General features: G+C 58.9%; 18 protein-coding genes and 1 pseudogene. 10 read left to right on the top strand and 9 right to left on the bottom strand.

What is annotated here, in order from left to right:
• Positions 1-319 precede the first annotated feature (319 nt).
• Positions 320-1,174, bottom strand: a complete 855-nt coding sequence (locus tag EBQ26_RS05155) for an META and DUF4377 domain-containing protein (protein ID WP_122237954.1) — start codon at positions 1,172-1,174, stop codon at positions 320-322.
• A 273-nt stretch (positions 1,175-1,447) separates the two neighbouring features.
• Between EBQ26_RS05155 and EBQ26_RS05150 the strand changes: the two genes are divergently transcribed.
• Positions 1,448-2,377, top strand: coding sequence for a DUF364 domain-containing protein (locus tag EBQ26_RS05150; RefSeq protein WP_238944153.1), 930 nt, complete (start codon positions 1,448-1,450; stop codon positions 2,375-2,377).
• A gap of 70 nt (positions 2,378-2,447) precedes the next feature.
• Positions 2,448-3,017: a DUF2478 domain-containing protein gene (locus EBQ26_RS05145; protein WP_122238041.1), complete on the top strand. Its 570-nt coding sequence runs from the start codon at positions 2,448-2,450 to the stop codon at positions 3,015-3,017.
• 437 nt (positions 3,018-3,454) lie between these two features.
• Here the strand turns inward: EBQ26_RS05145 and EBQ26_RS05140 are convergent, their stop codons facing one another.
• Positions 3,455-3,697, bottom strand: a complete 243-nt coding sequence (locus EBQ26_RS05140) for a helix-turn-helix domain-containing protein (protein ID WP_122238040.1) — start codon at positions 3,695-3,697, stop codon at positions 3,455-3,457.
• A gap of 196 nt (positions 3,698-3,893) precedes the next feature.
• Between EBQ26_RS05140 and EBQ26_RS05135 the strand changes: the two genes are divergently transcribed.
• The 8 genes from EBQ26_RS05135 to EBQ26_RS05100 all read left to right on the top strand — a co-directional run bounded on the left by EBQ26_RS05135 (position 3,894) and on the right by EBQ26_RS05100 (position 9,330).
• A complete protein-coding gene (locus EBQ26_RS05135) occupies positions 3,894-4,853 on the top strand; it encodes a helix-turn-helix transcriptional regulator (RefSeq protein ID WP_122237953.1) in 960 nt (319 codons plus the stop codon).
• Positions 4,854-5,127: 274 nt separating this feature from the next.
• The gene (locus tag EBQ26_RS12860; protein WP_238944152.1) at positions 5,128-5,262 is read left to right on the top strand and encodes an SHOCT domain-containing protein; all 135 of its coding nucleotides are present in this window, start codon (positions 5,128-5,130) and stop codon (positions 5,260-5,262) included.
• Complete coding sequence (locus tag EBQ26_RS12585) at positions 5,259-5,510, top strand: hypothetical protein (RefSeq protein WP_147473999.1); 252 nt, start codon at positions 5,259-5,261, stop codon at positions 5,508-5,510. Before EBQ26_RS12860 ends, EBQ26_RS12585 begins: the two co-directional genes overlap by 4 nt.
• A gap of 106 nt (positions 5,511-5,616) precedes the next feature.
• Positions 5,617-6,627 carry a GTPase family protein gene (locus tag EBQ26_RS05125; protein WP_122237951.1) on the top strand — a complete coding sequence of 337 codons (1,011 nt, stop codon included), beginning with the start codon at positions 5,617-5,619 and terminating at the stop codon, positions 6,625-6,627.
• 10 nt (positions 6,628-6,637) lie between these two features.
• Entirely contained in the window at positions 6,638-7,432 is a 795-nt protein-coding gene (locus EBQ26_RS05120; protein WP_122238039.1) for a DUF3944 domain-containing protein, read from the top strand.
• Positions 7,433-7,965: 533 nt separating this feature from the next.
• Positions 7,966-8,538, top strand: coding sequence for a HEPN domain-containing protein (locus EBQ26_RS05110; protein WP_238944151.1), 573 nt, complete (start codon positions 7,966-7,968; stop codon positions 8,536-8,538).
• Positions 8,539-8,752: 214 nt separating this feature from the next.
• The gene (locus tag EBQ26_RS05105) at positions 8,753-9,049 is read left to right on the top strand and encodes a CopG family ribbon-helix-helix protein (RefSeq protein WP_122237948.1); all 297 of its coding nucleotides are present in this window, start codon (positions 8,753-8,755) and stop codon (positions 9,047-9,049) included.
• 26 nt (positions 9,050-9,075) lie between these two features.
• Positions 9,076-9,330 (top strand): type II toxin-antitoxin system RelE/ParE family toxin, encoded by a 255-nt coding sequence (locus tag EBQ26_RS05100; RefSeq protein WP_238944150.1) that lies wholly within the window; start codon positions 9,076-9,078, stop codon positions 9,328-9,330.
• Between the two features lie 15 nt (positions 9,331-9,345).
• On the opposite strand, the gene EBQ26_RS05095 is transcribed toward EBQ26_RS05100, so the two are convergent.
• From EBQ26_RS05095 to EBQ26_RS13185, 7 genes and pseudogenes are all read right to left on the bottom strand, one after another.
• On the bottom strand, positions 9,346-10,749 hold the full coding sequence (locus EBQ26_RS05095) for an FAD-binding oxidoreductase (RefSeq protein ID WP_122238038.1): 1,404 nt from the start codon (positions 10,747-10,749) through the stop codon (positions 9,346-9,348).
• Positions 10,750-10,858: 109 nt separating this feature from the next.
• Positions 10,859-11,920 carry an AI-2E family transporter gene (locus tag EBQ26_RS05090; protein WP_122237946.1) on the bottom strand — a complete coding sequence of 354 codons (1,062 nt, stop codon included), beginning with the start codon at positions 11,918-11,920 and terminating at the stop codon, positions 10,859-10,861.
• Between the two features lie 176 nt (positions 11,921-12,096).
• A complete protein-coding gene (locus tag EBQ26_RS05085) occupies positions 12,097-12,702 on the bottom strand; it encodes a hypothetical protein (RefSeq protein WP_122237945.1) in 606 nt (201 codons plus the stop codon).
• Positions 12,703-12,825: 123 nt separating this feature from the next.
• Positions 12,826-13,302 carry an HD domain-containing protein gene (locus EBQ26_RS05080; protein ID WP_122237944.1) on the bottom strand — a complete coding sequence of 159 codons (477 nt, stop codon included), beginning with the start codon at positions 13,300-13,302 and terminating at the stop codon, positions 12,826-12,828.
• 127 nt (positions 13,303-13,429) lie between these two features.
• Positions 13,430-13,867 (bottom strand): DUF1841 family protein, encoded by a 438-nt coding sequence (locus EBQ26_RS05075; protein ID WP_122237943.1) that lies wholly within the window; start codon positions 13,865-13,867, stop codon positions 13,430-13,432.
• 36 nt (positions 13,868-13,903) lie between these two features.
• A complete protein-coding gene (locus tag EBQ26_RS12855) occupies positions 13,904-20,560 on the bottom strand; it encodes a hybrid sensor histidine kinase/response regulator (RefSeq protein ID WP_238944149.1) in 6,657 nt (2,218 codons plus the stop codon).
• 89 nt (positions 20,561-20,649) lie between these two features.
• Positions 20,650-21,729: pseudogene (locus EBQ26_RS13185) on the bottom strand (methyl-accepting chemotaxis protein); the annotation flags it as partial.
• Between the last annotated feature and the right edge of the window lie 531 nt (positions 21,730-22,260).

Genomic DNA, 22,260 nt, shown 5'->3' with positions numbered 1-22,260 from the left:
CGCGAGAAACGGGGATTTTAGAGCGTGTGATGCACTTTCCGCCCCCCCGCGAGAGCACCCCGGCGTGTGCAGCGCAAGGCGCTGTCCCCGCCGCAGCCTGGCTGCGCTGCAAGGGGACGGCAACGCCGCAATGCGCATGCCGGGGCGCTTCTCCCTTCGGGCTGGCCCCAAAACCATGCACTCGCCGCGTTGGCCCGCTTGCCAAGGCAGCCAGCCTTGGCGGCGCGCGCCGCCTTGCGATTACACGGTTTTGGGGCCAGCGCGGGGGAGCGCAAAGTGCATCACACGCTCTAGCTGTCCCCCAAGCCCTGGCTCGCTTTCAGCGCAGCGTGCGCTCGGCGCTGATGGCCTCGTCGAGCACATAGGCTTGCCCGCCTGGCCAGCTTTGGTGGCGCACGCGCAGCACGCTGCGCATGCCCGGCTCATGCACAAAGCCTTCAATGGGCTGCGCCAAGGTGTGCCAGTCGCCCAGCGCGTGGCCGATGCCTTGCGCGTCAAAGTGCACTTCGCGCACGCGCAGGCAGGCGCCTTGCCCGTGCCCCGGCGGGCAGGGCTGGGTGTGCGGGGCGATTTCAAGAAACAGGGTGTGCGGCTGGGCGCGGGCCTGGCCGTCGCTTTCCAGGGGCTCGGCGCTTTGCAGCGTCCACGCGCTGCCATCGCGCCAGCGCAGGTGCAGCGTGAGGGGCTGGCCGGGGGCGCTGTGAGCGATGTGCCAGCGCGGCGCTTGGGTCAGCGCGTGTGCGAGGTGCGATTCCAGCGCCATGCGTTGCGGATCGGCGCAGGCGACTTTGGTGGAAGCCAGCGCCTGGATGTGCAGCCACTGGCCGCTGAGTTGGTAAGGCGCGTGCAGGCGGTTGCAGGGGCCAGCGATGCGCAGGTGCTGGCCATCGAACTGCCATTGCACGGGCACATCCAGCGTGGCCAGCGCGTGCGCCAGGGCGGCGCTGGTGTGTGGCCCGTGGATATGGCGCAGTTGCCAGTGGTGCTGCGTCAAGGCGCGCGCAGCCGCAGCGCTGGGTGGGTTGTGGCGGGTGGGCTGGCTGCTGACTGCGGCGGCCGTTGTGTGCACGGGCTGCGCGGGCGGGGCGAATGGGGCTGGCCCAGGCGACTGCGCGCATGCGGCCAATGCGCCGCTGCACAGCGCGAGCCAAAGCCTGGAGGGGATGTGTTGCATCAATGGCCTTTCTGAATTTTCATATCAAAGGATGATTGCCTTCATGCCAATCATGCCAAAACAAGGTAATTTTTTATCCTTTGATATGTAAATATAATTTCGTGTACGGCATCATAACAAGTGCGTTGGGGATTGGGGGCTCCCAAAGCAGGCGTGGCGATTGCCCAGATTGGGGCAGCCCCCGCAAACGCCGGGTTTGGGCCAATCATCGCTATAGCCGTGAGAAAATGACGAGAGTGAAAAACCCCTCGCAACCCCGCTCAGGACCGCACGATGAGCACCGCCGAAACGCTCCCCCCTGCCGCCCAAACGGCCCAAATGGCTTCAACGGCCCCAGTGGCCCAGGCAGAGTCCGTGATGCAGGCTTTGCACGCCCACGTCTTGCACGCGCTGGGAGCGCAGGCGTTGCGGATCGAGCGTGCGGTGCTGGGGCTGTTTTTCACCGGCGTCAAACTCTCCAACGGTGTGGGCGGCATGTGCGCCACTTTTTTTGACCGCGCCTGCTGCGGGCCAAGCGGCGCGGCGCGGCCCATGCCGGGCGCGATCAAGGGCCTGAAAGCGGTGGATGTGCTGGCCGATTTGCACCGCCCGCAAGACCTGCGCCGCGCGCTGGCGATTGCCACCCTCAACGCCTTGGCGCAAACCTTGTGGCAGCGCGACGGCGCGCCCGCAAACGTCCAGCGCTGCGAAAGTGAAGATGCATTCCACGCCCTGCGCATCTGCCCTGGCGATGCCGTGGTTTTGGTGGGCGCCTTCACGCCCTACATCCGTGCGCTGCGCCAACGCGCCCAGCCCTTTCATGTGCTGGAGCTGGACCCGGCCGCCATCAACCCCGAGGACATGCCCTTTTACCAGCCCGCCGAGCGCGCACCCGCCATCGTGCCGCAGGCCGATGTCTGCATCATCACCGGCACCACCTTGCTCAACAGCACGCTCGATGGCCTGCTGGGCCTGATCAGCCCCGGCGCGGAGGTGGCCGTCGTCGGCCCCACCACCACCCTCATCCCCGGCCCCTATGCCCAGCGCGGCGTCACCGTGCTGGGCGGCACGCGCGTGCTCGATGCCGATGCGTTGCTGGACGTTCTGGCCGAAGGCGGCACGGCCCGCCACTTCTTTGGCCACTGCGCCGAGCGTGTAACGCTGCGCCTGCCTGCAACGCCAGCAAACGCCTCAAATCATTCAATCAAAGGAAATGGAATTTGATGCATATCATGCAGAAACAAGGTAATTTTATTTCCTAATGATATGTAAAAATACGCCTGAAAAAACCGCCATGCCCACAAGCCAGCTCGCCGCCCTTTCCTCCACCTCCCCCGCCCCCTGGGCCTTGGCCGCCATCGTCCACGAAGAGCACGGCGTGAGCGAAGCCCCGCTGCTCGAATTCGCCCAGCGCCTGAGCGCGCAAGGCTGGTGCGTGCGCGGCCTGGCGCAAGTGCCGCCCCAGCACTACCCCAGTGGCACGCCCCGGCGCATGGATTTGATCGACCTGGAAACCGGCCAGCGCTACCCCATCTCCCAGCACCTGGGCGCAGGCTCGGGCAGTTGCTGCCTCAACCCCGCAGGCGTGGCCGAAGCCACCATCGCCCTGCGCCGTGCCTTGGGCAGCGCCCAGCGGCCCGACCTCATCGTCCTCAATCGCTTTGGCGCGCTGGAGGCCAAAGGCTCGGGCTTTTTTGATGAATTCGCCGCCATTGCCCAGGCAGGCATCCCCGCCATCACCGCCGTGGCCACCCCCTACCTGCCCGCCTGGCAAGCCTTTACCGCAGGCAGCGCCGCCGCCTTGCCGCCCGAAGCCGCCGCGCTGGATGCCTGGTGGCAAACCCAGCTGGCGCGCTGCCGCTGACATCGGGCAACAGGTCGCCGCCTTCTACCAACTCTTTTACGGCACCGAGCCCCATGCCCATTGGCCCAAGGGGGCATGGCCGCAATCCTATGAATTTCCAATAAATGGAAATTGAGTTTCAATACATATTTGCCGAAACATGGAAGTTTTATTTCTTTTGATTTGTAATTTTTAGACATCCTGCCTTTGGATGCCAGTGCGAATGGGGTTTGGGGAGCTGTCACGGCTCCCCTTTTTTTGCCCGCTGCAAAAACCGCGCCACAGCGCCCCAGCAGTCGGGGCAAACCCGGATATTCACAATGTCAAAACTCTGTTGAAAATCCGCCCTGAACGAAAAAACATTTTGTAATGAATGTGTCCCCGTCAAGCCGCCTATCAGCGCCCCCAGCCGCTTTGGGGCGTCCGCCCGTACGCCCGTGCCAAGCAGGCCGCACACCTCACTGCAACTGCATCTGCACGCGCCGCTCCACATCCTCCAGCACCTCGGCGGCGCGCACCTCCAATGCCGCGCACAAACGCAGCAACATCCGCACGCTGGGGCTATTGCGCCCCAGCTCAATCAGGGAAAGGTAATTGCGATCCATCTGCGCGCGCAAAGCCAGTTCGCCCTGACTCCAGCCGCGCTCCGTGCGCAACTTTCGCAAGGCCTGCCCCAGCGCTTGATCGACCACATCACCCATACAGCCATGATGCGACAGGGCCTGTCGCAGCATTCTGCATATATACGGCAAAATGCAGATACAATCTTTCACAAATTTATCCAACCCAACCGATCAGGGCCAGCTTGTGCGCGACACAACCTGTCGCAGCGGATTTCTAGACTGCCGGGCATTGAATTCACACCGCGTTTTCTTTTTTTGCTGAAACAACACGCATATGAAATCAACCCTGAAAATCCCCCGTCGGACCGGGACGCACAACAAAACCGACCTGCTCGCCAGACGCCTGGCTTACATCATTGCCAGCCTCCATCAAGGCGAAAAAATCGACAAACACGCACTCGCCCAGCGCTTCAACGTTGGCGTTCGCACCATTGAGCGCGACCTTGGCGAGCGCCTGATCGACATCGCCCACAACCCCAAAGGCGAAGGCTGGACCCTGTTGCCCCACGCGCGCAGCACCATCCCTGCCAACACATTGGGCAAATACGCCGAAATGGTTGGCACCACCAAGCTCTTTCCCGAAGACAGCACAGCCGACTTGCTGCGGCGGCTCGACACACCCGCCGCCCAACGCCCATTTGAAGTGCAGTCCATCCCCCGCGAAGACCTGCCCCGCCACGACCAGCGCTTTAACCAACTGGAGCAAGCTTGCGCGCAGCGCTGCGAATGCCACTTCTTCTACAAAGACAAACCCCGCCAGGCCCAGCCCTATCGCCTGCTGAATAAAAACGGCATCTGGTACCTGGCCGCTGTGGAAGGGCAGCGATTAAAAAATTTCAGCGTTGCACGCATCGAAAGCCTGCGCGTGGATGCCAACGCCCATTTCGAGCACCAGCAAAAACACCTGGACTACATCGCCAATAAAAAAGACGTCTGGTTCACCACCGAAACCACCGAAGTCCTGCTGCGCGTAACCCCCGAGGCTGCCCATTACTTCGCCCGCCGCGAGCTACTGCCCGGCCAGCAAACCCGGCAAGACAGCGATCAAAGCCTGCTCGTCACCGCACACATCAGCCACCCCAACCAACTGCTGCCCCTGGTGCGCTACTGGCTGCCACATGTGCGCATTCTCAAACCCCTGCATTGGCATGAAGCGCTGGTGGGCAGCCTGCACGACGCCTTGCAACGCTGGGGCGAAAGCCCCGCAACGCAACCCGCCCTGAAGCAGCTTTGAAAGGCCAGCCATGCATGTAGTGATCGGTGCTGTTTTTCTTCTATTGCTGTTCTGCTTTCTCTGGGGCGTTGGCACCCTCTTTGGCAACGCCAAAGAAGCCACCGAACGCTGGAGCGAACGCCGAGCCTCCCAGCCAGACAAACAAGGCCCCGAGCGGCCCGCAACCCCGCGCCAACTCGCCCACGCGGCAGACGTCACCATCATCGAAAACCCGCCCGAAGCCGGGAACACGGCCGACGCACAGGCGTGCGCATCCGCGCCACAAGAATCGCCCATGAGCGCCGCACTCGCCCAACTGCGCGAAGCGGATGCGCTGCGGGAAAAGGGGGTGATTACGCAAGCGGAGTTTGAAAAATTAAAAAGCCAGATTCTGAACGGCGTTTTGCAAGATCAAGGAGAAATGGCATGAGGAAAAAGCCGGTGAAGCCGGGTGATATTTCCATGTGCGATGAATCTACGGTCGTGGAGGGTGTTTTTGTATTTCATTGCAGCTCATGCGGGTGGAAAGAAACCAAGATGGCGAAAGTTGTTTTTGGTGGGGTTTGCGGCAACAAGTTGTCAGCTATGGAATCCTGTCCGAAATGTGGCTCCCATCACTTGTCCGTAAATAGGGCTGGTGTTTTTGAAAAAATGATTTCTGTTTTTTCAAGGGGGTGATGTTTTTTTTTTTTTTTGAATCAATGAAGGTCTTGTGCGTGTGCCAATTCTGATTGGCATGTTTTGAAACTGAATCCGCCGTCAAGTTGTTTTTTTGTTTTAGGAGATGAAAATGAATAGCAATTCAAAAATTTTTGAAGAGTTGAAAAAAAGAGCGCAGGGTAACGAATTAAGTCTGCGCGCTTTGCGTGAGGCTTACGAGAAAATAAAGAATACGAAAATTAATTTGTTGCTTGTTGGCGGGAGCGGTGTGGGAAAGAGCTCAACAATCAATGCCATCTTTGACATGGAGAAGGCAAAGGTTGGCAAAGGTACCGTTCCGGAGACTAGTGAAATCAATCGCTACGAACTGGATAATATGGTTATTTGGGATACGCCTGGTCTGGGAGATTCAAATCAAAAAGATGGATCGCATAAAAGGAAGATTATAAATAAACTAAGAGAGAGGGATGAAAATGGTAATTTTCTTATCGATCTTGTTTTGCTGATAGTGGATGGGGGAACAAAGGATTATGATTCGACGTATAATTTGATAAGAAATGTAGTGGCTCCAAGTATCGAGGGAGGAAAAAAAGAGTGTGAAAATCGATTGCTTGTTGCCATAAATAAGGCAGATAGTGCGATGGATAGAAAGAATATTTGGGATGATGAAAATAATCGACCCACTGAAAAGCTGAAAAATTTTTTGGATGAAAAGGTAAAGACAACAAAAGAGAGAATTAAAGAGTCCACATCGGATATTTATGATGGTGGACTTGATATCGAATGCATTTACTATAGCGCAGGCTATGAAGATGAGGATGGAAGCCAAGAGCCTTACAATCTTGCAAAGTTGTTGAATTTTATATTGGATAAAATTCCTGCGAAAAAACGTATTTCTGTTGCTAATGATATTAGCCAGAAGAAAGGGAACTTTTCGAGCAATGATCAAGGCACAAACTACGAAAAATCTATAGAAGATAGCTTTTTGCATTCTTTTGTGGAGAATCTTAAAGATGTCATTGTGAAGGCTTCTGAAAATGCAAAAGAAATTACCTCAAGTCTGGCAATAGTTCTCCCTATAGTCAAAGAGGGGATTGTTTGGGTCTTTAATTATTTTGATAAAAACAAAAAGTGAGGTGCTTGTCATGGCATATAGAAAAGATAAAGATCTTGTTTTTTTATCCGAAATGAAAAGCGAGGACCTGGATGGGCTGGTGTACTGTCTCACAAAAGACACTGATGGCGAGACGCGCTGGACTGAAGAGTTGACCAGTTCGGAGAACTATAAGATCAACTATCCGGATCATCAAAAATATTGGCAAGAAATTGCCGCAGAAATTCAATGTTTTGGCGCAAACACAATTGCCACTTTATTTCGTGGAGGCGAGGGAGTCCTCTATGAAGAGGTGCTGCGCGATGTTGCAGATGGTTTGAAGGTGCCTTACCATAAATTGGACTCGGTCGAAGTTATTGAGGAAAAATTGCTGATGCAATTAATCCGAGGAACCTTGGAAAAAATGACGCCAGATCAATTAAGTGAACTCGGAAGGGAGTTTTTCTTGGGTGATTTGGTTTCTTACAGCCCAGAGGTCATGCTGGGAGCTTTTCAGGCCATTTTCAAAGCGGGTGGATTCAAGTCCTATCAATTGACTTTGATGGTTGTAAACAGCGTCATGCGAGCCATCTTTGGCAAGGGCCTAACGCTTGCGGGCAATGCAACCTTGATGCGTGCCGCCTCTGTTTTTACTGGGCCAGTTGGTTGGTTGCTGACAGGGTTGTGGACGGCTTGGGATGTCGCTGGACCCGCAACGAGAGTGACGATACCTGCCGTGCTTCAAGTGGCCTTTTTAAGGAAGAAGTATGAGATGGAAAAACAAAATCTTATTAATAAAATATGGAAAGAAATGAAAGGGGGTGATGATGATTTTGTTTTTGGCTAATAAAATTGATTTCGCTGAATTTTATTGAGGAATATTTTCTGGGGGTTTTTGAAATATCAATTTTGAAGGTTCAAAGGCTCCCCGCTTTCTGCTTCAGGCTATAAGCAATTGATTTATGTTCAATAAAGGGTTTGAAGGTGTTTATTGAGTATTTTTATCCATCGTTGGTAGTATTTCAGCAGCCTGTTAAATCCCCGTGATAAAAAAACGCTACCATGCCCGTCAAGCCGCCTCCGTGCACCTACCGCTGCCCAGCCTGCGGCTGGAGCAAAACCGTCAAACCCGCAAGCGATGCCTTGATTAGAGGCGTGGATTCCTTTGATCGTTGCCCGCGTTGTGATAATCGGAAACTGGAGGTCCGTCCGGTAAAAAAGACCGGAATTTTCCAGGTTTTGTTAGGAAAATATTTTTAATTTCCAAGGAGCTTGTGAGTGAATGCTTCGGCTGAACAGAAAAACGGTTTTGAATTGAAAAATCTATTAATCCGCCATCAAGCCCTTATCACCCAAGGCCGCACCGATTTCACTTTGCGCATGCATCGAGCATTGAGCTGGTTGCAGCGCGCAGAAGATGCGGGGGATGACGACGATGTGGCGTTCATATGCCTTTGGATTGCGTTCAACGCGGCCTATGCGCAGGAGTTGCCGGGCTATACGGAGAAGGCGGCGTTCAAAGGCTTCATGCAGCAGGTGTGCGATTTGGATCGCGCGAATTTGCTGTATGGGTTGGTGTGGCGGGAGTTTTCCGGGCCGATCCGGGTGTTGCTGGATAACCCGTATGTTTTCCAGCCGTTTTGGGATTGCCTGAACAGCGGCGGCGATGAGGGGCAGTGGCGCGGGGCGTTTGAGCAGGCGAAGGCGGCGGCGGGCCGGGCGCTGGCGCAGCAGGATACGGCGCAGGTGCTGTTTGTGGTGTTCCAGCGGCTTTACACCTTGCGCAATCAGTTGATGCACGGCGGGGCGACTTGGGGCAGCTCGGTGAACCGGGCGCAGGTGCGCGATGGGCGGGTGATTCTGGCGCGGGTGCTGCCTGCAATGCTGTCGGTGATGATGGATGCGCCTGAGCGGTTTCAGGCGCGGCCGTTTTATCCGGTGGTGCGGGGGTAGGGGGGCGCTGCGTTTGTTCAGGACCTCTACACGGAGGTCAATAGCACGGATTCGGGCGGCCTGTTTGTGTCCGCAAGGCTTGGCCTTGCAGCCCATCCCAAACTGTTTCTTGTCGGCTTGCGCCAAGATTGTGAACGGGCTTGGGAGGATTCAAAAATCCTGCTCTGAGATGGTCCCTGAATATACTGGGCGCTACTTTTCTGAAAGTATGCCCATGACCACCAGCACCACCTCACCCATGTCGCTCAAACTGCCAAGCGACGCTCGCGAACGGCTTCGCATCATTGCCGCACAAAAAAAGCGCCCGGCCCACGCGCTGGTGCGCGAAGTGGTGATGAAGTACATCGAATTTGAAGAAGAACAGGCACGGCGCAACTGTGAAGCCGATGAGGCATGGAAGCACTACCAGGATACGGGCGTCTACTACGATGGCGATGAAACCATTGCTTGGCTGCGCGCACTCTCCACGGATGCCCCGCTTCCCAAGCCTCAAGTCCGATGCGAAAAATAAGGCTCACGGAAGCGGCACAGGCAGATTTGGAACGAGTCGTTGACTTTCTTGCGACGAAGAATCCCCAAGCCGCAGAGAGGGCGCTGCTTGCCATTGCCGACCAGCTGGAAAAAATCAAGGCGCACCCTGCTATTTATCGACCTGTGCCATCGATGCCAAAGCAGCGCGAGGCTGTCCTTGCGTTCGGAACGTATGGCTACGTCATACGCTACTTGTTCGATAGCGATGCCGATCTTGTGTATGTCTTGCGTGTGTGGCATCAGCTGGAATGCAAGGAGTAAGCAACGAGAGCTTCTTCAAAAAATCTTCCCCGGGTTGAGGATGTTTTGCGGGTCGAGCGCTTGTTTGATGCTGCGCATGACGGCGACGGCGCCGGGGCCGGTTTCTTCGGGCAGGTAGTGTATTTTGTGGATGCCGATGCCGTGTTCGCCGGTGCAGGTGCCGTCCATGGCGATGGCGCGGGCGACGAGGGCTTGGCTGAGGGCTTCGGCGCGTTGGCGTTCGGCGCTGTCGTCGGGGTCGATGAGGTAGCCGAAGTGGAAGTTGCCGTCGCCGACGTGGCCGACGAGGAAGTAGGGGATGCCGCTGGCTTGCACTTCTTGCAGCGAGGCGAGCAGGCAGTCGGCCAAGCGGCTGATGGGCACGCAGGTGTCGGTGGTGATGACGCGGCAGCCGGGGCGCAGTTGCAGGGCGGCGAAGTAGGCGTTGTGCCGCGCGGTCCACAGGCGGGTGCGTTCTTCGGGGGTGTCGGCCCATTCGAAGGCTTGGCCTTGGTGTTCGCTGGCGATGTCTTGCACGGTTTGGGCTTGCTCTTGCACGGAGGCGGGCGAGCCGTGAAATTCCATCAGCAGCATGGCCTCTTCGCGCAGGTTGAGTTTGCTGTAGCGGTTGACGGCGGCGACGGTGGGGCCGTCGAGCAGTTCGACGCGGGCGATGGGCACGCCCATTTGGATGGTGTCGATGACGGTGCGTACGGCGCTTTCGATGCTGGCAAAGGAGCAGGTGGCGGCGCTGACGGCTTCGGGCAGGGGGTAGAGCTTGAGGGTGATTTCGGTGAAGATGCCCAGCGTGCCTTCGCTGCCGACGAACAGGCGGGTGAGGTCGTAGCCGGCGCTGGATTTGCGTGCGCGGGTGCCGGTGCGGATGGTTTCGCCGCTGGCGAGCACGACTTCGAGCGCGAGGACGTTTTCGCGCAGGGTGCCGTAGCGCACGGCGTTGGTGCCGGAGGCGCGCGTGGCGGTCATGCCGCCGATGCTGGCGTCGGCGCCGGGGTCGATGGGGAAGAACAGGCCCTGGTGTTTGAGGGCTTCGTTGAGTTGTTTGCGGGTGATGCCGGGCTGGACGGTGACGGTCAGATCTTCGGCGTTGATGCTGAGGATTTGGTCCATGCGGCTCAGATCGATGCTGATGCCGCCGTCGACGGCTAGCAGGTGGCCTTCGAGCGAGGAGCCTGCGCCGTAGGCGATGACGGGGGTGTTGTGCGCGGCGGCCAAGCGCACGGCATCGGCCACGTCTTGCGTGCTTTGGGCGAAGACGACGGCGTCGGGCGGCGGGGCGGCGATGGAGCCTTCGTCGCGCCCGTGTTGCTCGCGCACGGCTTGGGCGGTGGAGAGTTGCGCGCCAAAGCGTTCGGCCAGGGCGTGTAGCAGGGCCTCATTGGCGCTGCGGGTGGGGGTGAAGGTGTAGCTGGGTGTTTGCATGGTTTTCAACGGGTTTGGTTTTGCATTTCAAAGGAAATAAAATACCTTTGTTTCGGCTTGATGGATATTGAGTTTATTTCTCTTTGATTGGATTGATTGGTGGAGTGGGTCAGCCGAGGTTGTTGGCCTCTTTTTTGGTGATGAAGATAGCCCAGATGGCCATGAACAGGGCGGCGATGACGGGGCCTGCGACGAAGCCGGTGATGCCAAAGAGGGAGATGCCGCCCAGCGTCGAGAGCAGCACGAGGTAGTCGGGCATTTTGGTTTCTTTGCCCACGAGGATGGGGCGCAGCAGGTTGTCCACCAGGCCGATGACGCCCACGCCGATGGCGATCATGATGATGCCCTTGAGCGTGGCGCCGGTGGCGAGCAGGTAGATGGCCACGGGCGCCCAGACCAGGCCGGCGCCGACGGCGGGCAGCAGCGAGAGCACGGCCATGACGACGCCCCAGAGGATGGGGCCCTGAAGGCCCATGCCCCAGAACATCAGCCCGCCGAGGGTGCCTTGCACCATGGCTACGACGATGTTGCCTTTGATGGTGGCTTTGACGACGGCGCTGAATTTGCCTGCGAGTTGGTGGGAGTAGCGCTTGTCCACCGGGATGGCGTGGCGCACGAGGTCGATGAGGGCGGCGCCGTCGCGGAAGAAGAAGAACAGCAAATACAGCATGAGCGTGAAGGCCAGGCCGAATTCGAGTGTGTTTTGCCCGAAGCTGACGGCTTTGGCCGAGAGGGCGCGCATGGCTTGGTTGGCCGCTTCGATGAGTTTGGGCTGGATGTCGGCAAAGGTGCTCAGGCCCAGGCGGTCGAGCCAGGCCCAGACTTGCGGGGGGATGGCGGCGACGATTTGCTGGTAGTAGTGGCGCAGGCTGTTGCTGTCGCGCCCGAAGTTGGCATAGAACTGCAACAGCTCCTGAATGAGGGAGGTGAGCACCAGCAGCAGTGGGATGATGACCACGAGCAGGCAGATCAGCAGGGTTAGTAGGGAGGCGCTGTTGGGCCGCTGGGGCATGCGCGCGAGCACGCGCTGGTGCACGGGCCAAAAGAGCACGGCCAGCGTGGCGGCCCAGAAGATGGCGCTGTAAAAGGGGCGCAGCAGCACGAAGAAGGCGATGGTGACGGTGGCCAGGATGGCGAGAAATACCCGGCTTTGCAGTGTGGCGCGGTCCATACGGGGTGGTGGTGGTGCGTGGTTGGGCTGGGGTGGCGATGAGCTGCGATGAGTTGCGATGAGAGCCAAGTGGCTGCCCGGGGCGCTTTTTCTCTTGTTATTTTCAAATCAATAGGAAGAAAATTCGCCTTGTTTAGGCTTGATGGGTATGAAACAGTTTTTCTTTTGATTGGTGGTTAAGGCGCTTCTTCGGCGGCCATATTGTCGCGCAGGCTTTGGGCGGTGCCGCGTGGGGCGCGGCCGTCTTTATCGGGCAGCAGTGCGCCGCGCAGGGCTTGGGCGGGGTTGTTCCACAGGGCGATGAGGGCGCTGCCGTCCAAACAAGGCTCGCGCGTGGGGTGCTCCAGGATGAGCACTTCGGTGGCCTGGCCGCCCAGGCCGGGGGCTTCTTCGGTTTCAAAGCTCAGGCCCTGGTTGAGCAAGGTAATGGGCAGGGCTTTGGGGTCGTCGTGAAAGAGTTGCAGGTGGATGGTGCTGTGGCGTGTGGCGGTGCCGTTCCACAGCGCGCCGCCGATGAGCGGGGAGAACTCGGCCAGCCGATCCATCCATTGCAGGGCGATTTCGCGCAGCGCGCGCAGCTCTTGCGGTTGCTCTTGGGCGCGAAAAATCTGGATGTGTTCGCGTACGGCGTCTTCCACGGTGCGGTTGTCGGGCAGGGGCGTTTGCGGGCGCAGCCCGAGTTGCTTGAGGGCTTGGCGTTTGGCGGGGCCGATTTCCATGCCTTCTTCAACGATGAGGGCGGCGGCGGCTTGGGCAATGGCTTGGGGGGTGGGGGTGGACATGGGGCGGTGGCGGCTTGTAGCGGTTTGCGGAGATTTGTGCTGGGGAGGGCTTTGGCAAATCCCCTGGCGTGGCTGCATTGTGCGCTTTGCATGCCATCTTGAGCCGTTTTTTGGGGCCAGCGCTTACCCACTGGCGCTGCGATCGTGCATGGATTCCAGCAAGGCCAGGGCCTGGCGGTATTCCTGCATGCGGGCGTGGTCGGCGGGGCTGGGGCGGGGGATGCGGGAGAGGTCCATGTTGTCGCGGATGTCGCAGCGTTTGACGGCGCGCGCAATGGGGTGGGCGGCGGCGCGGCGGGTGGCCTCCAGGCGCGATTCGTGCTCGGGGCGGGTGAGGGTGCGTACGGCATCAATGACGGCGGCGGGGATGCCTGCGGCGCGCAAGTCGCCTTCGGTGAGGGCGGTGTGCTCCAGCGTGTCGTGCAACACGGCGGCCATGCGTTGCTCGGGCGTGGCCGACCGGGGCAGGCTGAGCATGACGCGTAGGGGGTGGAGGATGTAGGGGCTGCCGTCGTCGTCCAACTGGCCTGCATGGGCGTGCAAGGCCAGGGCGATGGCTTGTTCCAGCAGTGCGGCTGTGGAGGGGTGATTGAATGGCATGCAAATTTTACAAATCAAAAGAATAAAAATAGCCTTGTTTTGGCGTACCCTCATTAAATCATTTTTCTTTTGATTGGATTTTTGGGCTATGCATGCAAGCTGGATGCGCAATGCGTTGAAATAGGCTTCAGCGCCGGGTGGCGCGGCGTTGCACGGCTTCCACGTAGGCGGCGCCGTCGGGGGGGCGCTGGTGCACTTGGCTTTGCCAGAGCATGTCTTGCAGGCATTGCATGACTTCGTGGTGGGCTTGGTGCAGCGAGTCCAGGCGGTTGGCGAGCAGTTCGACGGCCTGGCGGATGCCTGCGGGTTGGTCGATGCTGCATTGCTCGCTGATGCTCAGGTGCATGGACAGGTGCAGAAACGGGTTGCCGCGCCCGTTGTCGGAGGCGTCGTATTGGCGCTCCAGCGCGGCTTGCACGTCGGCCAGGTCGGCGTGGTATTCGGGGTGTTCGGCGATCCACAGGCTGGCGAGGGTTTCGATGGCTTGCATCGGCTCGCCTGCCTGGGCTTTGGCATAGACGCCGCAGAAAAAGCGGCGCACGTCTTCTTGCGTAGGGGCAAACATGGGCGGCGTCGCTTGGGGGTGGCGTGTGGGGCTGGGTCAGGCTTCGGCCTGGACGGCGTTGGCGTATTGCCGCACCAGGGCCAGCAGCTCGGCATCGGAGTAGGGTTTGCCCAGGTAGTGATTGGCACCCAGTTGCATGGCGTGGTCGCGGTGTTTTTGCGCCATGCGTGAGGTGATCATGACCACGGGCAGTGAGGCCAGGCGGGCATCGGCGCGCACGTGGGTGAGCAGCTCGAAGCCGTCCATTTGCGGCATTTCGATGTCCGAGAGGATGACGACGGGCAGTTCCTGCGCCTGTTGCAGCATTTCCAGCGCCACTGCGCCGTTGGCGGCCAGCACGACGCGGTAGCCTTCGCGCTTGAGCATGCGCTCGGTGACGCGGCGCACGGTGATGGAGTCGTCCACCACCATGACCAGCGGGATGTCGGAGTCTCTGGTGACGCCGGAGAGTTTGATGTCCGCAGGGATGTCTGCCGGATCGCGCTGGCGTTGCAGGGCTTGCGCGGATGCGCCATAGACGCTGGCCAGCGCGATGAAGTTGTAAACCAGCAGCACGGCGCCGGAGGCGAGCACGGACATGCCGGTCAAGCCCGGCAGGGTCGAGAGCTGCGGGCCGAGGTTTTTCACCACGACTTCCTGGTTGCCCAGCACTTCGTCCACATGGACGGCGACGATTTGTGCGGCGCTTCGCACGAGAACGACGGGGTAGGTGCGGGCGGCCAGCTCTTGCGAGCGCTGGCTGTGCTGGAGCATGGCGCCAGCCCAGTAAAAGGGGATGCGCTTGCCTTCCATCTCCACAACGCCGCTGTCGTAGGCGCCCAGCAGTACGTCGTGGCTGACGCGCTCGATCCCGTCAATCAGGTTAGCGGGCAGGCCAACGATGAGGGTGCCCGCGCGCACCAGCATGACCTGGGTGACGGCGGTGGTCAGCGGCATGACCATGCGGAAGGTGGTGCCCTTGCCTTTTTCCGTGGTGGTTTCGATGCGGCCACCCAAAGAGCTGACGTCCACACGCACCACGTCCATACCAATGCCGCGGCCGGACACGCCGGTGAGTTCCTGCGCGGTGGTGAAGCCGGGCATGAAGATGAGGTTGGAGAGGTCTTTGGTGGTGACTTCCTGGTCTGCGGTGATCAGGCCGCGCTCAATGCCTTTGTTGCGGATGGCCTCCAGGTTCAGGCCCGCGCCGTCGTCGCTGAAGGAGATGGCGACGTCGTTGCCTTCTTGCTCCACGGTGAGCGTGATGATGCCGGTGGCGGGCTTGCCTGCCTGCTCGCGCTCTGCCGGAGGCTCAATGCCGTGGCCTACGCAGTTGCGCAGCAGGTGCTCAAAGCCGCCCATGAGGCGATCCAGCAGCACGCGGTCCATTTCGATGTTGCCGTTTTCGATGACCAGATCGGCCATCTTGCCGGTGTCGGTGGCGGCTTGGCGCACCACGGCGTGCAGGCGCTCGGCAACGCTGTCGAATTCCACCATCCGGGTGTGCAGCAAATCGCGTTGCAGTTCGCGGCCTTTGCGCTCCTGGGCCACCAAGTCGTCTTCCGTGCCGATCATGGCCGCTTGCAGGGTGCGCTGCACGGTGGCCACGTCGTTGACTGTCTCGGCCATCATGCGGGTGAGCTCTTGCACGCGGGTGAAGCGGTCAAGCTCCAGCGGGTCGAAGTCGGCGCTGTCTTTGCCCAGCGTCATGCGCGATTGCATTTGCGATTCGGTTTGCACCTCCAGCTCACGCAATTGATGGCGCAGACGATCCAGGTCCACCGTCATGCCATCCAGCGCGGTGTTGAGCTGGCGCAGGCGCGATTCCGCGCGGCTGCGCGAGATCTGGATTTCACCGGCCTGGTTGATGAGGCGGTTGATGTGTGTGCTGCGCACGCGCACGGTTTGTATGCGGCGGCTGCTTTGTTGCACGACCAGCGGCGTGGGGCCGGGCAAATCGGTGCCAAAAGAGGCGCCGATCTGGGGTGTGTGGGGCAGCGAGGCGCCAGAAGACGATGGGCCGGGAGTGGCTGAGGCTGGGGTGGGCGCAGCAGAGGCTGGCGTGTGCGGTGTGGCTTGCTCGGAGCCAGTGGCCTCTGCTTGTGCGGCGGCTTCCGCCAAATCGAATTGGGTGGCAGGCCCTTCGGCACTGGCCAGTGAGCTTTCGACTTCCGTAGCGGCGCTGCGCAGGGCATCGAATGCAGATTGGAGTTCATCGTAGCGGGCGAACAGCGGCGGGATGTGTTGGGCGTTATCGGCTTTGGCCTCCAACGCTTCGATATCGGACTCGAAGCGGTGCGCCATTTCGCCGATTTGGCGCGCCCCCGCCAGACGGGAACTGCCTTTGAGCGTGTGCAGCACGCGCAGCACTTCGCTGCGGGCTTCAAACGATTGCGGCTCGCTGGCCCAGCGCCGCAAGCCGCCGATGAGGCGGGGCAACAGCTCGATTGCCTCTTCTTCAAAGATGGGGAACAGGTCTGGGTCGATCTGGCCCATGATGGCCAGCGTTTCTGCCGAAGGTGCAGGCGGCTGAGAAGCGCTGGGAAGCGCCGCTTGCAATGTAGCCAGACGGTCAAACTCGTTACGACCGACTTGGCCATAGCCTGTGCTGGCGACGATGCCATCGAGCGCGGATTGGATTTCTTGCAGGCTGTCTGTGATAACGCGGCGCACCTGCTCGGGCTGCGCGGCAGGCTGGTTGCTGAGCTGCTGGATGTGTTGAGCCAGTTGCGCCAAAAATTGGCCGAAGCTGGCATCGGCTTTGATGTGTTCGCCGGTGGAGGCCAGTTGTTGACTGCGCTCGACCATGCGCTCGGGCAAGGGCTGATTGCTGCGTTGGGTGAACCAGCCAGCGAGGTCTTTTTCCAGATCCTGGGTGAATTGCAAGGCTTGGAGCAACCATTGGGTGTGCTTGTCGTGGCCGGATTCCAGCTCCTGTGCAATTTGTTCGATGTTTTTGCCGATTTTGCCGCGCAGGCTGAAGTCGCCCAGATGGGCGGGCAGGTCGACTTCGCCTTGCAGGATGGAGACTTGCTCTTGCTCCTGCTCTTGCTCTTGCTCTTGCTCTTGCTCCTGCTCTTGCTCTTGCTCTTGCTCTTGCTCTTGCTCTTGCTCTTGCTCTTGCTCTTGCTCTTGCTCTTGCTCTTGCTCCTGCTCCTGCTCCTGCTCCTGCTCCTGCTCCTGCTCCTGCTCCTGCTCCTGCTCCTGCTCTGGCTCTGGCTCTGGCTCCTCCTGGGCAGACTGCACCACGTCGGCCTGCGGCGCCGCTTCCTGGGCTGGGGCAGCAGGTTGTGTGGAGGTAAGTGATGGGAGTTCCAGCGCGGGCAGGCTGTCCAAACCCATGAGTAGCGAATCATCGGGAGGGAAGACGGCTGTTTCCATGACCCGGGTTTCACCCATCAGGTCATCGTATAGCTCGTGATCTTCCATGACCCGTGTTTTTTCCAGCTCACTGTCGCGATCGAACAGGCTGCTGTGGAGAAAATCGGATTCCTCCGCCTCGTGAGAGGGCTCTGGCGAAGGCTCGGACGCTTGGGTCACAGCCGGAGAATCGTCTTTACTGGGCAAGCTGCCCATGATGCTGGAGCGGATGCTGTCGTCGATTTCGCCCAGAAGAGACTCGGTAGCGATCAGATCTTTAGGGGTTTCTTCGGGGGCTGGTGGCGTTTCCTGCTGATCCGCCGCCAGGAAGTCCAACTCTTTCCAGTCTTGTGAAAGCGGTTGGCTTTGGTCTGCGGCAGGCGCATGCGCTTCCAACGGTTCGATGAGTACGGAAGAAAAATCGGTCGGCAAGCCTTCATGGGCTTGGTCGAGTTCACTGAAGCGAACGAGATCACTTTGAGAAAACTCGATATCTGCTAGCTCTCCATCCTCGTCTTCTACCGTGATGTCTTCAGCCAACGTGATGGTTTCAGCCTCTTTGCTGGCTGTCGCTTCTTCTGCTGTGACAAGTGCTTCTGGCTCCTGGATTTCTTCTGGTGTTTGGTCGGGAGTCGCTTCCAGTTCTGACACATCGAAGGCCTCATCCAGTACGAGGGACGGGGTGTCCGTCTCACCTGCCAAAGCTTGCTCTTTTTGCGAGAGGGTGGTGTCAGGGAAGTCGGGCGCAGCCGAATCGCTGGGGACTCCTGGGGAAACGTCATCCGGCTGCGTAGCTTGAGGCGCTTCAATGGCTGGAGCGGTTTCGGTAGGCACCTGCAAGGGCACGTAGCGATCTTGCGTGCGCATGGCTTCGGCCGATTGTTGGAAAGCTTCAGGCTGCCAGGCAACTGGTGCGTGGGCTGCAATGGCATCTACCCATTGCTGTAATGCGTTCAGGGACTCCTGGCACAAGTCGTGAATAGACGGATGGAAGGCTTTTTGCTCAGCCAGCCAACTGTTCATCAGTTGTTCCATAGCCCAGGCAGCTTCGCCAAAGGCGGCGAGCCCAACCATGCGGGAGCTGCCCTTGAGGGTATGGAAAGCGCGGCGCAGAATGGTTTGTTGTGGCACATCGCTGGGCGATTGAGCCAAATGGGTTAACGCGTCGCGACCATTGCAGATCACTTCGCGGGCTTCTTCCAAAAAGATTTCCAGCAGCTCTTCGTCCAGCAGCTCGCCCTCGTCGGTCATGGCGGCGCTTTGAGGCTGTGGCGCAGGCACATTTTCGTCGGCGACGATGGATGCTGCTTTTTCTTCATCCAGGGCGGCAGGCGCTTCTTGTTCTGGTTTCTCTGCCTCGGTGGCCTCATCCTGCGCGTCAGCAGAGTCTTCGTTGAAGATCAGATCTTGCGTCAAGGCTTGGGCTTCGGGCTGGGCCGATGGCGTTTCAGGCAAGGGCATGGGGGCCGTAGGGTCGAACACCATCGGCGTGGTTTCGCCGTTGTCGGCATAGCGCGGATCAGGTTCGGCCGGGGTAACGGCGGCTTCTTGCACGTGCTCAAAGATGTCACGACCTCCAATCTCGTACACCTTCAGGCGGCCCATGAGGGGCTGCAATTGACAGGTCTTGTTGTCAAAAACAAAAAGTTCTCGCGCCAACGAGGGTTGGTAGGCCAGCATGTCCACTTGCAGACCCAGCGCCCCGAGGTTATTGCCAATTTTTTCGAACCGCCCATCGGTTTCGTTCAGTTCACCTTGTTCGTGTTGCTGAATGATTTCCTGGATGTCGAGGTTGATTTGCGTGATGGCTTTGGTTGCGGGCACCATGCCCAGCACAGCCAAAACACCGCGCACGCGCAACAAAATGCTGGGCGCATCCCGGAGGGCGTCAATATCAGCATGGTTGCGGAAAAAACGGTCGATATGGCTTTCGACTTCGGTCAAGCTGGCGCGCAATTCGCTGACAACGCTGGTAATGGTTTCGTTGTCGCGCACGCGGGTGTAAAGCTCCTCCATCCACTCCGGCAATGGGAGGCTTTCACCATGCTCTGCTACGGTGCGTAGGCGTTTGTTCAACTCGCTCATCCGTTCGCTCAACTGTGCAGTGCGAGTGCGGATGTCCTCCAACATGGCTTGGAGGTACAAGATGGTGGTGGCGACCTCCATCGCCAGCTCCGTAGGGGGTTTGGCGTGTTTTTTCGCCAAGGTGTCGATGATTTGCTTGAGGGTTTGGATCAGTGGGGCCGTTTCGGGGAAGTGGCGCACGAGCACGGCACCCGTATGGTGCAATTGGGCGGCTGTGGATGCGGCATTTTCCACATGGCCTTCGACGATAGAGCCCCAGCTTTCAGCGGCGGCTTTGAGATCTTCCAGCAGAGCTTTGCGATCGGTTTCGCGCAAACGGTTGAAGACGTTGGTTTCGTAATCGACGATGGGTGTGCGCTCCAGTCCGAAAGCGGTGCGCACAGCGGTTAACACGGGTGATGAAGCGGGGGTAATGTCGCGAGCCTGGCTGCAAAAGAACAGCAAATCTTGCATCCAGCGGGCGGTGATATGGATATCGCCTTTATCCAAAGAGGCGTATTGCACGAGAACGCGGGTAGCTGCGCGCTTGACATAAAGGTCGTTTGGGATGCGCTGCTGCGCTAGGCCTTCGAAAAAGCCTGCTGCGACTTTCCAAAAAGTGCGTTCACGGAAATCCTGGTTGCCTGCTGCCAAGCCTAAGCACAATTTCACAAGGTCTTTGCCGCTGCGCTCTACGGCTTTGCCTTGCATTAAGTGCAGGATGGAGCGATCCAGCAAAGCGCGCACGCGTGCATTGGGTACGATGGCCTTATTGGGCAGAGGCAATTCTGGCTCTCTTAAATCGCCTTCCAGATGCCAGAGATCCGCTGGACTGGCTGGCGGTTGCATGCCCGTGAGCGCGTGGGCATTTTTGTATGTTGGAAAAAGCAGTACTGGGGAGAGTGTTGGGTCTTGTAGCAAGCTTTCCAGGTATTCACCCACGACCGAGCCGGTTTGAGCGAGTGTGGCAACGGCTTGCGGGGTGCAGGTTTGGGGGCGTTGCGCCATGGCGCTGACGACGTGTTCGCATTGCCGTAATACAAAAGCCGGGATGAACGCTCCCACCATTTCCAAAGCGCCGCAGGTTTGGTGGATGAGGTTTTTGGCTTTGGCAATCTCGCTGGTGTCATCGCTCAGATTGGTCTGCTCGGGGTCGCTGACGCGCGAGGCAAAGCCTTGCAGGCTTTCTATAGCTTGGCTGTAGGTCTGGCGCATTTCTGCCAGCACCCATGCCAGTGGCCCCAGATCCTGACCTTTCATGGCTTTGTTGCTGTGCGTTGCTGTGTTCATAGTCGTCTATGGCCAGCTGCGAGCTGGACCCCCTTGCAAGAAAGAAAGCGAGAAAGAGCCTTGGCCCACATGCAGCCAAGGCTATGTATTTACTGAAGTTTGAATCGTGAAATGGATTGCAGCAATTCTTGCGCGGTGTGGGAGAGTTCGCGCACTTGTTTACTGGTCGAGCGCGTGCCCTCACTGGTTTGCTCTGTCACGGCAAAAATGTGCTGCATGTTTTCAGCCACCTGGTTAGCCAAGGTGGCCTCTCGCGCTGCGACATCGGAGATTTGCTCCACGCGGCTGGAGAGCTGGCGCGACACCTGGTCGATTTCGGTCAGCTGTACGCCCGCGCGGTCGGCCAGGGTAGCCCCTTCAACCACACCTTGGGTCGAACGCTCCATAGCGACCACAGCATCGTGCGTGTCGCTTTGGATGGTGCGCACCAGCTCTGCAATCTTGCGGGTGGCATCGCCGGAGCGTTCGGCCAGGCGCTGCACTTCTTCAGCCACCACGGAAAAGCCTCGGCCAGCCTCACCAGCCGAAGCGGCCTGAATGGCGGCGTTCAGCGCCAGCACGTTGGTTTGCTCGGTAATGTCGGAGATCAACTCGGTAATTTCGCCAATTTCTTGCGAGGACTCGCCCAATCGTTTGATGCGTTTGGAGGACTCTTGAATTTGGGCGCGGATGGCATTCATACCGCCAATGGAGTCTTGCACGGCGCGCAAGCCTGATTCCGCCGCTTCACGCGATTGACGAGCCACCTGTGCCGACTCCTGTGCGCTGTCGGAAATGGCGTTGATGCGGCGTGCCATTTCCAAAATGGAGCTGCCAGTGTCTTTGATTTCTCGCAGTTGCTCGGTAGAGGCCGCCAGCAGCTCCGTCGATGTGGCATCCACGGCCAGCGTGGTGCTGGTCACTTTGTTGGCCGACTCTTGCACGCTGCCGACGAGTTGGCGCAGCTCTTCAATGGTGTAGTTGATAGAGTCCGCAATCGCGCCGGTGATGTCCTCGGTCACGGTGGTTTCTTGCGTCAGGTCCCCTTCCGCAATCAGCAAAAGTTCGTTCATCAGGCGAAGAATGGCAGCCTGGTTTGCATCATTGAGACGCTTGGCTTCTTGTTCACGCTGTGTGGCCTCGATTTGCTGGTTTTCGACTTGCACAAACCGGCGGCGGCTGTCGATGGTATAGGTACGCGCCATCAAGATGGAGGCCAGAGCCACAAGGGCCATGCCCAAAAGCGACGAAAGCACATAAGGCCATTGCAGCCCTAAGCGGCTGGCCAAATGGCTGGTCAGGCCTTCCAAAGGTTGAAGCAGGGTTTCAGCATGTAGGCGCAGTGCACGTACCGAATCGCGTGCGGCGTTGATTTCTTGCAGCGATGCCAACTGTGCCTCCAAGGCGTGCTGCGTGTCTTGCAGCATTTCAAATAGGCCGTGGCTGAGATTCATCACGCGCGGGTCGCGGCTGCTTTGCACTTGATGCGCGGCACGCATCGCATTGGTAATGGCCCGCGTGACGCTTTCGTTGCTGGAGGTGTTGAGCTCTCCCAGTTCCAGATAGTTGAATAAAGCGGTGCCTGCCAACGATTTGAAGGTGAGTAACAAGCTGTTGATGGCAGCAACATCCGTACTGCTGATGCTGCCTTCTTCGAGTAGGGGGGCGGCAGCGGTTCGAAGTGCATCGGCTTGGCGCTGGATTCTTGTGAATACGGCTTC

It is taken from the genome of Allofranklinella schreckenbergeri (assembly GCF_003703475.1).
Taxonomy (GTDB): domain Bacteria; phylum Pseudomonadota; class Gammaproteobacteria; order Burkholderiales; family Burkholderiaceae_C; genus Lampropedia; species Lampropedia schreckenbergeri.
The sequence above is the reverse complement of the archived record's forward strand: the minus strand, read 5'-3'. Positions and strand labels throughout refer to the sequence as shown.

Bases quoted from the DNA above. Each gene is read 5' to 3' on its own strand.
- EBQ26_RS05155 (WP_122237954.1), bottom strand. From the start codon at position 1,174: ATGCAACACATCCCCTCCAGGCTTTGGCTCGCGCTGTGCAGCGGCGCA.
- EBQ26_RS05150 (WP_238944153.1), top strand. From the start codon at position 1,448: ATGAGCACCGCCGAAACGCTCCCCCCTGCCGCCCAAACGGCCCAAATG.
- EBQ26_RS05145 (WP_122238041.1), top strand. From the start codon at position 2,448: ATGCCCACAAGCCAGCTCGCCGCCCTTTCCTCCACCTCCCCCGCCCCC.
- EBQ26_RS05140 (WP_122238040.1), bottom strand. From the start codon at position 3,697: ATGGGTGATGTGGTCGATCAAGCGCTGGGGCAGGCCTTGCGAAAGTTG.
- EBQ26_RS05135 (WP_122237953.1), top strand. From the start codon at position 3,894: ATGAAATCAACCCTGAAAATCCCCCGTCGGACCGGGACGCACAACAAA.
- EBQ26_RS12860 (WP_238944152.1), top strand. From the start codon at position 5,128: ATGAGCGCCGCACTCGCCCAACTGCGCGAAGCGGATGCGCTGCGGGAA.
- EBQ26_RS12585 (WP_147473999.1), top strand. From the start codon at position 5,259: ATGAGGAAAAAGCCGGTGAAGCCGGGTGATATTTCCATGTGCGATGAA.
- EBQ26_RS05125 (WP_122237951.1), top strand. From the start codon at position 5,617: ATGAAAATGAATAGCAATTCAAAAATTTTTGAAGAGTTGAAAAAAAGA.
- EBQ26_RS05120 (WP_122238039.1), top strand. From the start codon at position 6,638: ATGGCATATAGAAAAGATAAAGATCTTGTTTTTTTATCCGAAATGAAA.
- EBQ26_RS05110 (WP_238944151.1), top strand. From the start codon at position 7,966: ATGCATCGAGCATTGAGCTGGTTGCAGCGCGCAGAAGATGCGGGGGAT.
- EBQ26_RS05105 (WP_122237948.1), top strand. From the start codon at position 8,753: ATGACCACCAGCACCACCTCACCCATGTCGCTCAAACTGCCAAGCGAC.
- EBQ26_RS05095 (WP_122238038.1), bottom strand. From the start codon at position 10,749: ATGCAAACACCCAGCTACACCTTCACCCCCACCCGCAGCGCCAATGAG.
- EBQ26_RS05090 (WP_122237946.1), bottom strand. From the start codon at position 11,920: ATGGACCGCGCCACACTGCAAAGCCGGGTATTTCTCGCCATCCTGGCC.
- EBQ26_RS05085 (WP_122237945.1), bottom strand. From the start codon at position 12,702: ATGTCCACCCCCACCCCCCAAGCCATTGCCCAAGCCGCCGCCGCCCTC.
- EBQ26_RS05080 (WP_122237944.1), bottom strand. From the start codon at position 13,302: ATGCCATTCAATCACCCCTCCACAGCCGCACTGCTGGAACAAGCCATC.
- EBQ26_RS05075 (WP_122237943.1), bottom strand. From the start codon at position 13,867: ATGTTTGCCCCTACGCAAGAAGACGTGCGCCGCTTTTTCTGCGGCGTC.
- EBQ26_RS12855 (WP_238944149.1), bottom strand. From the start codon at position 20,560: ATGAACACAGCAACGCACAGCAACAAAGCCATGAAAGGTCAGGATCTG.